The following is a 15252-nucleotide window of genomic DNA, read 5'->3' as shown; positions in this document are numbered from 1 at the left end:
CTCATCGTTTAGCATTGACGGAGAGGGGGCCTTCATGAAAATAGGCGCTGGTCCTTACAGTTAAATCTCATAGTTGAATTCGCTTTCGTAATTTAGTTGAACGTGCCTCCGAGTCTCAAGCAGCATTGGCTTCCGCATGACCAAAGTTTTGTTTCTGCAAGGTCCCCCCTCGACGTTCTGGTATCAGCTGGCTGATACGTTCGAGGCGGAGGGGATCGAGACCAAGCGGGTCAACTTTTCTTTCGGCGACCAGCTCTACTGGCGCAAAAGCGGTGCTATCAACTATCGCGGCACGCTGCGCAAGTGGCCGCGTTTTCTGGCTGACCTGATTCGCCGCGAAGAGATTACCGACATTCTCTATTATGCCGACCGGTTGCCCTATCACCGGTTCGCGGCCCGTATCGGACGGAAACTCGGTGTTCGGTGTCATGCCGTGGAATTCGGCTACCTCCGGCCTGACTGGATCACGCTGGAGCGCGACGGGATGGGGCGGTTTTCCCACTTCCCCAGCGATCCGGATCATATCCGCCAGATCGCCGCAAAGGTCGAAGCGCCGGACCTTCACGCCCACTACGGCCATACGTTCGGCCAGGAGGCGACCAACGAGGTCATCTATAACCTGTCCTCCTATTTCGGTCGTTGGATGTTCCCGTTCTATCGGTCGGACAAATACTACGATTCTCTTGTCGACTATCTGTCCTGGTTGCCCCGCATGTTCAGGAAGCGCCACGATCTGCCGGAAGGCTTGCTCGAAGACAGCACCAAGAAGAATTACCTGATCGCGTTGCAGCTTCAGAGCGATTATCAGATCCGCGCAAACTCTCCCTACCGGCATCTGTCGCAGATGCTCGAGCAGGTGATGGGGTCCTTTGCGCGGCATGCGCCGGAAAACAGCCGGCTCATTATCAAGCAGCATCCTCTGGATAACGATCTTGAGGGCTGGAGGAAGATCGTAGAAAAACTCACCGATCGGTTCCGGCTACAGGGCAGGGTCTGTTTCATCGAGATCGGCAATCTTCCTGCGATCCTCAGTGCCTGTCACGGGGTCGTCGTCGTCAATTCGACGACAGGGCTTCACAGTTTGCGTGCGGGAGTGCCAACGATCGCGCTGGGAGCCGCGGTCTACGATGTTCCGGGTCTAACCCACCAAAGCGGAATTGACAGCTTCTGGCGTCATCCCAGTGAGATCAATCAGACGCTTTTGGCGGATTTCATCAAGGCGCTTGCGGGCAGCGTGCAAATCAAGGGCAATTTTTATCACGCGGAAGGACGGCGCCTCGGGGCCGAGAGAATCGTGGCCCGGATTCGCGACGGTCTGGTCAATGAGCCGGGTGCATATGTCGAGAAACCGCCGCGGTTTGCCTGGCGCCGGTTGCCGATGGCGGCGGAGCGGCGCGCACAATCCACAGGCCTTCTCGATCTCGCCGGCAAGGAAATCCTGGGTGGCTCGCCGGAAACAGCGCTTTCCGTGGCCGGTTTCGCCGACCTGCCGGATGGGCATGGCGGAAAGCTGAGATAGAACGCACAGATAATCGAAAAAATGCTCTTGCAATGCGTGACGCATCGCCTTAAAGGGAGCGCCTAGCCCGCTGACAGGGATCGGAAGTTCCGGTTCGGAAGTGGGAGCTGAAGGGGTGTAGCTCAGTTGGTAGAGCGGCGGTCTCCAAAACCGCAGGTCGTCGGTTCAAGCCCGGCCGCCCCTGCCATTTTCAGATGATTGCGCGAAACGATCCGCAGCAGAATTCCTCTGACAAGGCAGCCGTATATATGACGGTAAAATGAATCGAATGCTGTTTTCCTCTTGTGAAAGCGGGAAGCGGTGTTTATGTAGGTCAAAACAGACACGCGGTGCGTGGGGCTGAGAGAGTTCAGCTTTACGCGCCGTAATTGCGTGGGCAGCGATGGCATCGAAAACCAATCCCGTTACGTTTCTGCGCCAGGTGCGCTCTGAAGCGTCCAAAATTCATTGGCCTTCCCGTCGTGAGACCATGATCTCGACGGCCATGGTTTTGGTTATGGTCGTATTTGCCGCGCTGTTTTTCTTCGCTGCAGATCAGTTGATGGGTTGGCTTCTGCGCCTGATCCTGAACGTCAGCGTTTGATTCTGGAGAATAAAAATGGCGGCGCGCTGGTACATCGTCCACGCATATTCAAACTTTGAAAAGAAGGTTGCCGAGGACATCGAGAACAAGGCTCGCCAGAAAGGGCTTGAGCACCTGTTCGAGAAGATCCTCGTGCCGACCGAGAAGGTCGTGGAAGTGCGCCGCGGCCGCAAGGTCGATTCCGAGCGCAAGTTCTTCCCGGGCTATGTCATGGTTCGGGCGAACCTGACGGACGAGGCTTATCACCTCATCAAGAACACGCCGAAGGTGACGGGCTTCCTCGGTTCCGACAACAAGCCGGTTCCGATCCCGGACTTCGAAGCCGATCGCATTCTGGGTCAGGTCCAGGAAGGTGTCGAGCGGCCGAAGTCCTCGATCTCCTTCGAGATCGGCGAACAGGTTCGCGTTTCCGACGGCCCGTTCGCGTCGTTCAACGGCGTCGTTCAGGATGTCGACGAAGAGCGCTCCCGCCTCAAGGTGGAAGTCTCGATCTTCGGTCGCGCCACCCCGGTCGAGCTGGAATACGCTCAGGTCGAGAAGGTCTGATAGATTTTTAAGAATGAGGTCTGCTGTTTTTCAGCAGGCCTCGTGCGGCGTTTGCCGCAACCCGCGTGGAAGGTGAGGGGTCTTAGCCGGACCTCAACGATCCGCACCACGCAACCGCAGCCGCCGGGCATGCCCGGCATAAAGGACCGGGAGACCGGTCCGTTACGAAAGGCAGAGAGCAATGGCTAAGAAAGTTATGGGCCAACTCAAGCTGCAGGTGAAGGCAGGGTCGGCTAATCCGTCCCCGCCGATCGGTCCTGCACTTGGTCAGCGTGGCATCAACATCATGGAATTCTGCAAGGCGTTCAATGCCGCCACGCAGGAAATGGAAAAGGGCATGCCGATCCCGGTCGTCATCACCTATTTCCAGGACAAGTCCTTCACGTTTGCTATGAAGCAGCCGCCGGTTTCGTACTGGCTGAAGAAGGAAGCGAAGATCACCTCCGGTTCGAAGACCCCGGGCAAGGGCGCCAAGGCTGGCACCCTGACCAAGGCTCAGATCGAAACGATCGCCAAGGCGAAGATGAAGGATCTCAACGCTGCCGATCTCGAAGGCGCAATGGCCATGATCGAGGGCTCTGCCCGCGCCATGGGCCTGGAAGTGGTGGCATAACATGGCAAAGCTTGCAAAGCGTATTCAGAAGATCCGCGAAGGCGTTGATCCGACCAAGCTCGTAGCGCTCACCGACGCCATCTCGATGGTCAAGGTTCGTGCGACCGCGAAGTTCGACGAAACCGTTGAAATCTCCATGAACCTCGGCGTTGACCCGCGTCATGCCGACCAGATGGTTCGTGGCGTCGTCAATCTGCCGAACGGCACCGGCCGTGACGTTCGCGTTGCTGTCTTCGCACGTGGCGCCAAGGCTGACGAAGCCAAGGCTGCTGGTGCTGACATCGTCGGCGCAGAAGACCTCGTCGAAATCGTCCAGGGCGGCAAGATCGACTTCGATCGCTGCATCGCGACCCCGGACATGATGCCGCTCGTCGGCCGCCTCGGTAAGGTTCTCGGCCCGCGCGGCATGATGCCGAACCCGAAGGTCGGTACCGTCACCATGGACGTCACCGGTGCCGTCAAGGCTTCCAAGGGTGGTGCTGTCGAGTTCCGCGTCGAGAAGGCTGGTATCATCCACGCCGGCATCGGCAAGGCCTCGTTCGAAGCCAAGGCTCTGGAAGAAAACATCAAGGCATTTGCCGACGCCGTCATCAAGGCGAAGCCGGCTGGCGCCAAGGGCAACTACGTCAAGCGCGTTGCGATCTCCTCGACCATGGGTCCGGGCGTCAAGATCGATCCGTCGACCGTTACGGCCTGATTATGAATTGCCGGTGCCTTCGGGCGCCGGCCGATTGAATTCTCGGTCCTTCGGGGCCGGGGATTTCCGGAGAAATCCGGAACTCCTGTCCGAGATTGCGGGTGGCTTAAATCCCTCGGGATGACAGCCTTAATCATCTGACCTGCATGAGACGGGTAAGAACACGAGTTTTAAGGACGCCAAGCGTCCCCGAGTTCGGTTCGAGCCTAGTGTGCCTTGTGCCTGGAGCCATTCGGCGACAGTGCGGGGGGACAGGATCCTCAAGCGTCGCTTGGGGTCCTCATCAAGGGATCGACAGATCCTGAGTAAGGCCCCTTGAGGCAAAGGCAAACCCGGTAGGGCCTGCAGGATTGCGGTCCTACCTACTGGAGACAGACAGTGGAAAGAGCGGAAAAACGCGAATTCGTCACGGAGCTGAGCGAAGTCTTCAAGGCTTCTGGTTCGGTTGTCGTGGCCCACTATGCTGGTGTCACAGTTGCGCAGATGAACGACTTCCGTTCGAAGATGCGCGCTGCTGGCGGCACCGTCAAAGTCGCGAAGAACCGCCTGGCCAAGATCGCTCTTCAGGGCACGGACGCCGAAGGGATGACAAATCTCTTCAAAGGCCAGACGCTGATTGCTTACAGCGTCGACCCGATTGTGGCTCCGAAGGTCGTCTCGGACTTCGCCAAGACCAACGACAAGATCGTTGTCCTCGGTGGCGCCATGGGAACGACCACGCTCAACGCCGAAGGTGTCAAGTCGCTTGCGACCCTGCCTTCGCTGGACGAGCTGCGTGCAAGACTGCTGGGTATGATTCAGACCCCGGCCACCCGCATCGCAGGCGTCGTTCAGGCACCGGCAGCTCAGCTTGCCCGCGTGTTCGCAGCTTATGCCAAGAAGGACGAAGAAGCCGCATAAGGCGGAACTTCGCTGTTCAAACCCAACCTCGTTCGTTTCGAACCGAACATTGATAAGGAACTATCAAAATGGCTGATCTCGCAAAGATCGTTGAAGACCTCTCTGCTCTGACCGTTCTGGAAGCTGCTGAGCTTTCCAAGATGCTCGAAGAAAAGTGGGGCGTTTCTGCCGCTGCTCCGGTTGCTGTTGCTGCCGCTGGCGGTGGTGCAGCTCCGGCTGCAGTTGAAGAAGAAAAGACCGAGTTCGACGTCATCCTCACGGATGCCGGCGCTAACAAGATCAACGTCATCAAGGAAGTCCGCGCCATCACCGGTCTCGGCCTCAAGGAAGCCAAGGACCTCGTCGAAGGCGCTCCGAAGGCTGTCAAGGAAGCCGTTTCCAAGGCTGAAGCCGCTGACCTCAAGAAGAAGCTTGAAGACGCCGGCGCCAAGGTCGACGTTAAGTAATATCGGAATGCGGTGGGAGAAGTTCGCTTCTCCCACCCGTTTCCCCGAACTTATTACCCAGGGACCGTGAAAACGGTCCCTGGGTAATGGGTTCTCAAGAGGATAGTCCCGAATCGAACCGAAAAGGCAATCCGGCCTGGCGTGTTCGAGAAGTGGGACGAGATTGAGAAATTCCATTGTTGACGTGGGATCGACTGGCCAGCGAACCCCGTCCGTTGCAGGCCCGGATGCAATTTTGAAGGAGCGACGATGGCTCAGACCCTTTCCTTTAATGGTCGTAGGCGCGTACGCAAGTTTTTTGGAAAAATCCCCGAAGTCACTGAGATGCCGAACCTCATCGAGGTTCAGAAGGCGTCCTATGACCAGTTCCTCATGGTTGACGAACCGAAGGGCGGCCGCCCGGACGAAGGTCTGAACGCCGTCTTCAGGTCCGTCTTCCCGATCACCGATTTTTCCGGCGCCTCCATGCTCGAATTCGTGTCCTACGAATTCGAACCGCCGAAGTTCGACGTTGACGAATGCCGCCAGCGCGACCTGACCTACGCAGCGCCGCTCAAGGTGACGCTGCGCCTCATCGTGTTCGATATCGACGAGGATACAGGCGCGAAGTCCATCAAGGACATCAAGGAACAGTCCGTCTACATGGGCGACATGCCGCTCATGACCGACAACGGTACGTTCATCGTGAACGGCACCGAGCGCGTTATCGTGTCCCAGATGCACCGTTCGCCAGGTGTGTTCTTCGACCACGACAAGGGCAAGAGCCACTCTTCCGGCAAGCTGCTCTTCGCTGCCCGCGTCATCCCGTATCGCGGTTCCTGGCTCGATATCGAATTTGACGCCAAGGACATCGTGTTCGCCCGTATCGACCGTCGCCGCAAGATCCCCGTAAGCTCGCTGCTGATGGCTCTCGGCATGGACGGCGAGGAAATCCTCTCGACCTTCTATTCGAAGTCGAACTACGAGCGTGACGGCAAAGGCTGGCGCATTCCCTTCAATGCGGAAACGCTCAAGGGTGCCAAGGCTCTCTCCGAAATGGTCGACGCCGATACCGGCGAAGTCGTCGTGGAATCCGGCAAGAAGCTGACCCCGCGTCTGCTCCGTTCGCTGACCGAAAAGGGCCTCAAGGCCCTCAAGGCAACCGACGAAGACCTCTACGGCAACTTCCTCGCTGAAGACATCGTCAACTACCAGACGGGTGAAATCTATCTGGAAGCCGGCGACGAGATCGACGAGAAGACGCTGAAGGTCATTCTTGACCACGGTTTCGACGAGATCCCGGTTCTCGGCATCGACCACATCAATGTCGGCGCCTACATCCGCAACACGCTGTCGGCAGACAAGAACGAGAACCGTCAGGACGCTCTGTTCGATATCTATCGCGTCATGCGTCCGGGCGAACCGCCGACCATGGAATCGGCCGAAGCCATGTTCAACTCGCTGTTCTTCGATGCGGAGCGTTACGACCTCTCCGCCGTCGGCCGCGTCAAGATGAACATGCGCCTCGACCTCGACGTCGCTGATACCGTCCGCACGCTGCGCAAGGACGACATCCTGGCCGTGGTCAAGATGCTGGTCGAACTGCGTGACGGCAAGGGCGAGATCGACGACATCGACAACCTCGGCAACCGCCGCGTCCGTTCTGTCGGCGAGCTGATGGAAAATCAGTATCGCCTCGGCCTGCTCCGCATGGAGCGCGCCATCAAGGAACGCATGTCGTCGATCGAGATCGACACTGTCATGCCGCAGGACCTGATCAACGCGAAGCCGGCAGCTGCCGCGGTTCGCGAATTCTTCGGCTCCTCGCAGCTGTCGCAGTTCATGGACCAGGTGAACCCGCTTTCGGAAATCACCCACAAGCGCCGTCTTTCGGCTCTTGGCCCGGGTGGTCTGACCCGCGAGCGCGCAGGCTTCGAAGTCCGCGACGTTCACCCGACCCATTACGGCCGTATCTGCCCGATCGAAACGCCGGAAGGCCCGAACATCGGTCTGATCAACTCGCTCGCAACCTTCGCCCGCGTCAACAAGTACGGCTTCATCGAAAGCCCGTACCGCAAGATCACGGACGGCAAGGTGACAACGGACGTGATCTACCTCTCCGCCATGGAAGAGGCCAAGTATTACGTTGCGCAGGCCAACTCGGAACTGTCGTCGAGCGGTGAATTCGTTGAAGAATTCGTTGTTTGCCGTCATGCCGGCGAAGTCATGCTGGCTCCGCGCGACAACATCAACCTGATGGACGTCTCGCCGAAGCAGCTCGTCTCCGTTGCCGCGGCTCTGATCCCGTTCCTGGAAAACGACGACGCCAACCGCGCCCTCATGGGCTCAAACATGCAGCGTCAGGCCGTTCCGCTGGTTCGTGCCGAAGCTCCGTTCGTCGGCACCGGCATGGAACCGGTCGTCGCCCGCGACTCCGGTGCAGCTATCGCTGCCCGCCGTGGTGGTGTGGTCGACCAGGTCGATGCGACGCGTATCGTTATCCGCGCCACCGAAGACCTCGATCCGTCGAAGTCGGGCGTCGATATCTATCGTCTGCAGAAGTTCCAGCGTTCCAACCAGAACACCTGCGTCAACCAGCGCCCGCTGGTCACCGTCGGTGACATTCTGAACAAGGGTGACATCATCGCCGACGGCCCGTCCACGGATCTGGGCGACCTGGCACTCGGCCGCAACGCGCTCGTCGCGTTCATGCCGTGGAACGGTTACAACTACGAAGACTCGATCCTGATGTCGGAACGCATCGTCGCTGACGACGTGTTCACCTCCATCCACATCGAAGAATTCGAAGTGATGGCCCGCGACACCAAGCTTGGTCCGGAAGAAATCACGCGCGACATTCCGAACGTTTCGGAAGAAGCGCTGAAGAACCTCGACGAAGCCGGTATCGTCTACATCGGCGCCGAAGTTCAGCCGGGCGACATCCTGGTCGGCAAGATCACCCCGAAGGGCGAAAGCCCGATGACGCCGGAAGAAAAGCTTCTGCGCGCCATCTTCGGTGAAAAGGCTTCCGACGTTCGCGACACGTCCATGCGCATGCCTCCGGGCACGTTCGGCACGGTCGTCGAAGTTCGCGTCTTCAACCGTCACGGCGTCGAAAAGGACGAACGTGCGATGGCGATCGAACGCGAGGAAATCGAACGCCTCGCCAAGGACCGCGACGACGAGCAGTCAATTCTTGACCGTAACGTCTATAGCCGTCTGCTCGACATGCTGCGTGGCCAGGTATCGGTTGCCGGTCCGAAGGGCTTCAAGAAGGGCGTCGAGCTTGCGAACGCCATCGTCTCTGAATATCCCCGCTCGCAGTGGTGGATGTTTGCGGTCGAGGACGAGAAGGTCCAGGGCGAGATCGAAGCTCTGCGTGGCCAGTACGACGAATCCAAGTCGCGCCTTGAACAGCGCTTCATGGACAAGGTCGAAAAGGTCCAGCGCGGCGACGAAATGCCTCCGGGCGTCATGAAGATGGTCAAGGTCTTCGTCGCTGTGAAGCGCAAGATCCAGCCGGGCGACAAGATGGCCGGCCGTCACGGTAACAAGGGCGTCGTCTCGCGTATCGTTCCGGTTGAAGACATGCCGTTCCTCGAAGACGGTACGCATGTCGATATCTGCTTGAACCCGCTCGGCGTGCCTTCGCGCATGAACGTCGGCCAGATTCTTGAAACCCATCTCGCATGGGCATGCGCAGGCATGGGCAAGAAGATCGGCGACATGCTCGAAGAGTACCACAAGACCCTGGACATTTCCGACCTGAAGCGTGAGCTGACGGACGTATATGCCAGCCAGGCCAAGGACGAAGTCGCTCATTTCGATGACGCTTCGCTCATCAAGCTGGCCGAGCAGTCCAAGCGCGGCATCTCGATCGCCACGCCGGTCTTTGACGGTGCGCATGAGCCTGACGTTGCAGCGATGCTGAAGAAGGCGGGTCTGAACGAGTCCGGTCAGTCGGTTCTGTACGATGGCCGTACCGGCGAAACCTTCGACCGCAAGGTCACCGTCGGCTACATGTACATGATCAAGTTGAACCACCTCGTGGACGACAAGATCCATGCGCGTTCGATCGGTCCGTACTCACTCGTCACCCAGCAGCCGCTCGGTGGTAAGGCGCAGTTCGGCGGCCAGCGCTTCGGGGAAATGGAAGTCTGGGCTCTGGAAGCCTACGGCGCCGCCTATACCCTGCAGGAAATGCTGACCGTGAAGTCGGACGACGTGGCTGGCCGTACCAAGGTCTACGAAGCGATCGTTCGTGGCGACGACACGTTCGAAGCGGGCATTCCGGAGAGCTTCAACGTTCTCGTCAAGGAAATGCGTTCGCTGGGTCTGTCGGTCGAGCTGGAGAATTCCAAGCTCGATGAGAACGCTGGTCAGCTGCCGGACGCAGCCGAATAAAGAACGAGTAGGGCGCGCGCTCCAAGAAGCGCGCGCCACTCCCGCCGCCGGTTCCCGCCGGCTGGGCCGGGAAACTTTCGCCGCATTTCGCGGCTAAGACCGTATCTGAGCTTCGGTCCGCCCGTCCCGGGAAATCGGGCGGCATCGATAGCAAGCTGAGGGCTTTTTTAGCCCCTAAAGGAGCTAGGCATGAACCAAGAGGTCATGAACCTTTTCAATCCGCAGGTGCCTGCACAGCACTTCGACTCGATCCGGATTTCGATCGCGTCGCCGGAGAAGATTCTCTCCTGGTCCTACGGCGAAATCAAAAAGCCGGAGACCATCAACTACCGTACGTTCAAGCCGGAACGCGACGGCCTGTTCTGCGCGCGTATCTTTGGTCCGATCAAGGACTATGAGTGCCTGTGCGGCAAGTACAAGCGCATGAAGTACAAGGGCATCATCTGCGAAAAGTGCGGCGTCGAAGTCACGCTGTCGCGCGTTCGCCGCGAGCGTATGGGCCATATCGAGCTCGCAGCTCCGGTTGCCCATATCTGGTTCCTGAAGTCGCTTCCGTCGCGTATCTCGACGCTCCTCGACATGACGCTGAAGGATGTCGAGCGCGTTCTCTATTTCGAGAACTACATCGTGACTGAGCCGGGCCTGACCGCGCTCAAGGAAAACCAGCTTCTTTCCGAAGAAGAGTACATCATTGCCGTCGATGAATATGGTGAAGACCAGTTCACGGCGATGATCGGTGCTGAAGCCATCTATGAAATGCTGGCTTCCATGAACCTTGAGAAGATCGCCGGTGACCTTCGTGCGGACCTTGCTGAGACCACTTCGGATCTCAAGCAGAAGAAGCTGATGAAGCGTCTGAAGATCGTCGAGAATTTCATCGAATCCGGCAACCGCCCGGAATGGATGATCATGAAGGTCGTTCCTGTCATCCCGCCGGACCTGCGCCCGCTGGTTCCGCTCGATGGCGGCCGTTTTGCGACCTCCGACCTAAACGATCTCTATCGCCGCGTCATCAACCGTAACAACCGTCTGAAGCGCCTGATCGAACTGCGCGCTCCGGGCATCATCATCCGCAACGAAAAGCGCATGCTGCAGGAATCTGTGGACGCGCTGTTCGACAACGGCCGTCGTGGCCGCGTCATCACCGGCGCCAACAAGCGTCCGCTGAAGTCGCTGTCCGATATGCTGAAGGGCAAGCAGGGCCGCTTCCGCCAGAACCTTCTCGGCAAGCGCGTCGACTATTCCGGTCGTTCGGTCATCGTGACCGGTCCGGAACTGAAGCTGCACCAGTGCGGCCTGCCGAAGAAGATGGCGCTCGAACTGTTCAAGCCGTTCATCTACGCCCGCCTCGACGCCAAGGGTTACTCCTCGACCGTCAAGCAGGCCAAGAAGCTGGTTGAAAAGGAAAAGCCGGAAGTCTGGGATATCCTCGACGAGGTCATCCGCGAGCATCCGGTTCTGTTGAACCGCGCACCGACGCTGCACCGCCTGGGCATCCAGGCCTTCGAACCGATCCTGGTCGAAGGCAAGGCCATCCAGCTGCACCCGCTCGTCTGCACGGCCTTCAACGCCGACTTCGACGGTGACCAGATGGCTGTTCACGTGCCGCTGTCGCTCGAAGCCCAGCTCGAAGCCCGCGTCCTGATGATGTCGACGAACAACATCCTGCACCCGGCAAACGGTGCACCGATCATCGTTCCGTCGCAGGACATGGTTCTCGGCCTGTACTACCTCTCGATCATGAACGAGAACGAGCCGGGCCAGGGCATGGCCTTCTCCGACATGGGCGAACTGCTCCATGCACTGGAAAACAAGGTCGTCACGCTGCACGCCAAGATCAAGGGTCGTTTCAAGACGGTCGACGAGAACGGCAAGCCGGTCTCCAAGATCCATGACACGACGCCTGGCCGCATGATCATCGGCGAACTTCTGCCGAAGAACTTCAAGGTCCCCTACGAGACCTGCAACCAGGAAATGACCAAGAAGAACATCTCCAAGATGATCGACACGGTCTACCGTCACTGCGGCCAGAAGGACACGGTGATCTTCTGCGACCGCATCATGCAGCTCGGCTTTACCCATGCCTGCCGCGCCGGCATTTCGTTCGGCAAGGACGACATGATCATTCCGGACACCAAGGTGAAGATCGTCGGTGATACCGAAGCTCTGGTGAAGGAATACGAGCAGCAGTACAATGACGGCCTGATCACTCAGGGCGAAAAGTACAACAAGGTCGTCGACGCCTGGGGCAAGGCAACCGAAAAGGTCGCCGAAGACATGATGGCCCGCATTAAGGCTGTCGAATTCGACGACAACGGTCGCCAGAAGCCGATGAACGCGATCTACATGATGTCCCACTCGGGTGCCCGCGGTTCTCCGAACCAGATGCGCCAGCTGGGCGGCATGCGCGGCCTGATGGCGAAGCCGTCGGGTGAAATCATCGAGACGCCGATCATCTCGAACTTCAAGGAAGGCCTGACCGTTAACGAGTACTTCAACTCGACCCACGGTGCCCGTAAGGGCCTTGCAGACACCGCTCTGAAGACCGCGAACTCCGGTTACCTGACCCGTCGTCTCGTCGACGTGGCGCAGGACTGCATCGTCAACCTGGTCGATTGCGGCACCGAAAGCGGCCTCACCATGACGGCGATCGTTGACGCCGGTCAGGTCGTGGCTTCCATCGGTGCCCGCGTTCTCGGCCGTACCGCTCTTGACGATATCGATCATCCGGTCACGGGTGAGCGCATCGTTGATGCGGGCAAGATGATTCTTGAACCGGATGTCATCGAGATCGAAAAGGCCGGCATCCAGTCGATCCGCATTCGCTCGGCACTGACTTGCGAAGTCCAGACGGGCGTCTGCTCTGTCTGCTACGGCCGCGACCTTGCTCGCGGTACGCCGGTCAACATGGGCGAAGCCGTCGGCGTCATCGCGGCACAGTCGATCGGCGAGCCGGGTACCCAGCTGACCATGCGTACGTTCCACCTTGGTGGCACGGCAAACGTGGTCGACTCGTCGTTCCTGGAAGCGTCTTACGAAGGCACGATCCAGATCAAGAACCGCAACATGCTGCGCAACTCGGAAGGCGTTCTCGTCGCGATGGGCCGCAACATGGCGATCACCATTCTCGACGAACGTGGCGTCGAGCGGTCGTCGCAGCGCGTGGCTTACGGTTCGAAGATCCTTGTCGACGATAGCGACAAGGTTCGTCGCGGTCAGCGTCTGGCCGAGTGGGACCCCTACACACGCCCGATGATGACGGAAGTCGCCGGTACGGTTCAGTTCGAGGACGTCGTCGACGGTATCTCGGTTTCGGAATCGACCGACGAATCCACCGGCATCACCAAGCGCCAGGTCATCGACTGGCGCGCGACCCCGCGTGGCGTGGATCTGAAGCCGGCAATCGTCATCAAGGACGCTTCCGGTGCGATCATGAAGCTGTCGCGTGGTGGTGAAGCCCGCTTCAACCTCAACGTCGAGGCCATTCTGTCCGTAGAACCGGGCCAGAAGGTATCCCAGGGCGACGTGCTTGCACGTATCCCGATGGAAAGCGCCAAGACCAAGGACATCACCGGTGGTCTGCCGCGCGTCGCAGAACTGTTCGAAGCTCGTCGTCCGAAGGACCACGCCATCATCGCTGAGATCGATGGTACGATCCGCCTCGGCCGCGACTACAAGAACAAGCGTCGCGTCATGATCGAGCCGGCGGAAGACGGTGTCGAACCGGTCGAATACCTGATCCCGAAGGGCAAGCCCTTCCATCTTCAGGAAGGCGACTACATCGAAAAGGGCGACTACATCCTCGACGGCAATCCTGCGCCGCACGACATCCTGGCGATCAAGGGCGTGGAAGCACTCGCTTCCTACCTCGTGAACGAAATCCAGGAAGTCTACCGTCTGCAGGGCGTTGTCATCAACGACAAGCACATCGAGGTCATCGTCCGTCAGATGCTGCAGAAGGTCGAGATCACCGACTCTGGCGACAGCCAGTATATCGTCGGTGACAATGTCGACCGGATCGAGCTGGATGAAGCCAACGAGCGTCTTGCCGAAGAAGGCAAGAAGCCCGCTTACGGCGATCCGGTTCTGCTCGGCATCACCAAGGCATCGCTGCAGACGCCGTCCTTCATCTCGGCCGCATCTTTCCAGGAAACCACCAAGGTTCTCACGGAAGCTGCGATCGCCGGCAAGATGGACACGTTGCAGGGTCTAAAGGAAAACGTCATCGTCGGCCGTCTCATCCCGGCTGGTACGGGCGGCACCATGACCCAGATCCGCCGCATCGCCACTTCGCGCGACGACCTCATCCTCGAGGAGCGCAAGAAGGGTTCAGGCGCCGGTTCTGCCACCCCGATGCTGCAGGACATGAACCCGGAAAATACCCCGGCCGAGTAATCGGTCGGAACTTTCCGATAGAATTGAGAAAGCCGCCCGGAGCAATCCGGGCGGCTTTTTGCATATGGAGTTGAGGTGGAAGAACCAGGATGACGGCGGAGCGATGGGCGCCGTTTCAGAAACATGAAAGCCGCCGGATTGCTCCGGCGGCTTTTCACATCTCTGATTGAAGACTTTACATTCCAAGCGCGGTGCGCAGCTCTGCCTTGGCGGCCTCGAATTCAGCCTTGTAGTCGTCATGCTGCATGATCGTCTGGGCGATCGAGATGCCCGAGATGCGGCCGGCCTCGATATCGGACGGATAGTGAATGCCGCCGATGACGCGGTTCCAGCCGAATTCCCAGGCGCGAGCCATGATCGCATCCTTTTTCTCCGGCAGCATATTGGCGAGCACGACGCCCATCAGCGTGCCGACCGTCGTATGGCCCGACGGATAGGAGCCGGACTTCGACAGCGGAACGACCGGCTTGACGAGGTCGGGATAAAGAAGGTGAGGGCGGGGGCGCTTCCAGACATCCTTGGCCGGATCGACGACGGCCGCTTCGGTCTCGACGACGCGGTCGAAGAAGGCGGCGAGCTTCGGCAGGTTGTCCTTGGTGAACTTCGGATTGTTCACGACATCGGCGAAACGCCAGACGTTTTCCTCGACGTCGGCAATGGCGCGGTCTTCCATGGCCTTGGTGCGGGTAACCTGGATGGAAAGGAGCTCGCCGACTTCCTGCTTGGTCTTGGCGGAATCATTGGCTGCCGGCGGCGGAAGCAGATTGAGAAGATTGACTTCCTTCGCGTCGGTAAAAGGCTTGGCCTTTTCTTCGGCGAGAACTGGCGATGCGACGGCGAAGGCGAAAGCCAGGCCGAGCGAGATGAACTTGGAAGCGGTGCGCATGTCGGATTCCTTGATCTAGCGGTGACTGCGCAGCGAGCACTAGAGAGCGATTATTTTACTTCCATGACAGTCAACCGGTTTGGAAGATTAACTTTTATCCATGTTTTCAATGCATTATCCAGAGTGGTTCGGTGGCGGAAAGACAACCTTGCGAATCCTGCCGAGGGGCGTGCCCAGGATATGACGCCAGATCGGCGGAACAATATTGCGGCAGAGAGCTTCAAATTGTTGATGTTCCAGAAGAAATGCTTTTAAAAATTCGCCTGGGAAATGCGGAGGAACTC

At 58.8% G+C, this 15252-nt stretch carries 11 protein-coding genes and 1 tRNA gene; 10 read left to right on the top strand and 2 right to left on the bottom strand.

Annotated elements, in window-relative coordinates:
* Window positions 1–115 precede the first annotated feature (115 nt).
* Window positions 116–430, bottom strand: coding sequence for a hypothetical protein (locus KX729_RS33425; RefSeq protein ID WP_246617409.1), 315 nt, complete (start codon window positions 428–430; stop codon window positions 116–118).
* Between KX729_RS33425 and KX729_RS02505 the strand changes: the two genes are divergently transcribed.
* The 10 genes from KX729_RS02505 (at window position 374) to rpoC (ending at window position 14082) form a co-directional block, all read left to right on the top strand.
* Window positions 374–1519, top strand: coding sequence for a capsular biosynthesis protein (locus tag KX729_RS02505; protein ID WP_246617389.1), 1146 nt, complete (start codon window positions 374–376; stop codon window positions 1517–1519). The genes KX729_RS33425 and KX729_RS02505 overlap by 57 nt on opposite strands.
* Before the next feature lie 111 nt (window positions 1520–1630).
* Window positions 1631–1706: transfer RNA gene (locus tag KX729_RS02500), tRNA-Trp, on the top strand.
* A 195-nt stretch (window positions 1707–1901) separates the two neighbouring features.
* Window positions 1902–2102, top strand: coding sequence for a preprotein translocase subunit SecE (gene secE, locus KX729_RS02495; protein WP_219740850.1), 201 nt, complete (start codon window positions 1902–1904; stop codon window positions 2100–2102).
* Window positions 2103–2117: 15 nt separating this feature from the next.
* Complete coding sequence (gene nusG, locus KX729_RS02490) at window positions 2118–2648, top strand: transcription termination/antitermination protein NusG (protein ID WP_219740849.1); 531 nt, start codon at window positions 2118–2120, stop codon at window positions 2646–2648.
* 181 nt (window positions 2649–2829) lie between these two features.
* On the top strand, window positions 2830–3261 hold the full coding sequence (gene rplK, locus KX729_RS02485; protein WP_219740848.1) for a 50S ribosomal protein L11: 432 nt from the start codon (window positions 2830–2832) through the stop codon (window positions 3259–3261).
* Between the two features lies 1 nt (window position 3262).
* Window positions 3263–3958 carry a 50S ribosomal protein L1 gene (rplA, locus tag KX729_RS02480; RefSeq protein WP_219740847.1) on the top strand — a complete coding sequence of 232 codons (696 nt, stop codon included), beginning with the start codon at window positions 3263–3265 and terminating at the stop codon, window positions 3956–3958.
* 378 nt (window positions 3959–4336) lie between these two features.
* A complete protein-coding gene (gene rplJ, locus KX729_RS02475) occupies window positions 4337–4858 on the top strand; it encodes a 50S ribosomal protein L10 (RefSeq protein ID WP_219740846.1) in 522 nt (173 codons plus the stop codon).
* 68 nt (window positions 4859–4926) lie between these two features.
* Entirely contained in the window at window positions 4927–5304 is a 378-nt protein-coding gene (gene rplL, locus KX729_RS02470) for a 50S ribosomal protein L7/L12 (protein ID WP_219740845.1), read from the top strand.
* Window positions 5305–5553: 249 nt separating this feature from the next.
* Window positions 5554–9687, top strand: a complete 4134-nt coding sequence (gene rpoB / locus KX729_RS02465; protein WP_219740844.1) for a DNA-directed RNA polymerase subunit beta — start codon at window positions 5554–5556, stop codon at window positions 9685–9687.
* A gap of 189 nt (window positions 9688–9876) precedes the next feature.
* Entirely contained in the window at window positions 9877–14082 is a 4206-nt protein-coding gene (gene rpoC, locus KX729_RS02460) for a DNA-directed RNA polymerase subunit beta' (protein WP_219740843.1), read from the top strand.
* 175 nt (window positions 14083–14257) lie between these two features.
* Here rpoC and KX729_RS02455 read toward each other — a convergent pair whose 3' ends face one another.
* Complete coding sequence (locus KX729_RS02455) at window positions 14258–14968, bottom strand: acid phosphatase (protein WP_219740842.1); 711 nt, start codon at window positions 14966–14968, stop codon at window positions 14258–14260.
* Window positions 14969–15252: the final 284 nt, after the last annotated feature.

It is taken from the genome of Neorhizobium populisoli (assembly GCF_019430945.1).
In the GTDB taxonomy this organism is placed as follows: domain Bacteria; phylum Pseudomonadota; class Alphaproteobacteria; order Rhizobiales; family Rhizobiaceae; genus Neorhizobium; species Neorhizobium populisoli.
Note: the sequence above shows the minus strand (reverse complement) of the source record. Positions and strands in the feature narration are given on the sequence as shown.

What these genes read in the sequence shown, in the direction of transcription:
- nusG (WP_219740849.1), top strand. Translation starts at nt 2,118, where the DNA reads ATGGCGGCGCGCTGGTACATCGTCCACGCATATTCAAACTTTGAAAAG.
- rplA (WP_219740847.1), top strand. Translation starts at nt 3,263, where the DNA reads ATGGCAAAGCTTGCAAAGCGTATTCAGAAGATCCGCGAAGGCGTTGAT.
- rplL (WP_219740845.1), top strand. Translation starts at nt 4,927, where the DNA reads ATGGCTGATCTCGCAAAGATCGTTGAAGACCTCTCTGCTCTGACCGTT.
- rpoC (WP_219740843.1), top strand. Translation starts at nt 9,877, where the DNA reads ATGAACCAAGAGGTCATGAACCTTTTCAATCCGCAGGTGCCTGCACAG.
- secE (WP_219740850.1), top strand. Translation starts at nt 1,902, where the DNA reads ATGGCATCGAAAACCAATCCCGTTACGTTTCTGCGCCAGGTGCGCTCT.
- KX729_RS02455 (WP_219740842.1), bottom strand. Translation starts at nt 14,968, where the DNA reads ATGCGCACCGCTTCCAAGTTCATCTCGCTCGGCCTGGCTTTCGCCTTC.
- KX729_RS33425 (WP_246617409.1), bottom strand. Translation starts at nt 430, where the DNA reads ATGACACCGAACACCGAGTTTCCGTCCGATACGGGCCGCGAACCGGTG.
- rplK (WP_219740848.1), top strand. Translation starts at nt 2,830, where the DNA reads ATGGCTAAGAAAGTTATGGGCCAACTCAAGCTGCAGGTGAAGGCAGGG.
- rpoB (WP_219740844.1), top strand. Translation starts at nt 5,554, where the DNA reads ATGGCTCAGACCCTTTCCTTTAATGGTCGTAGGCGCGTACGCAAGTTT.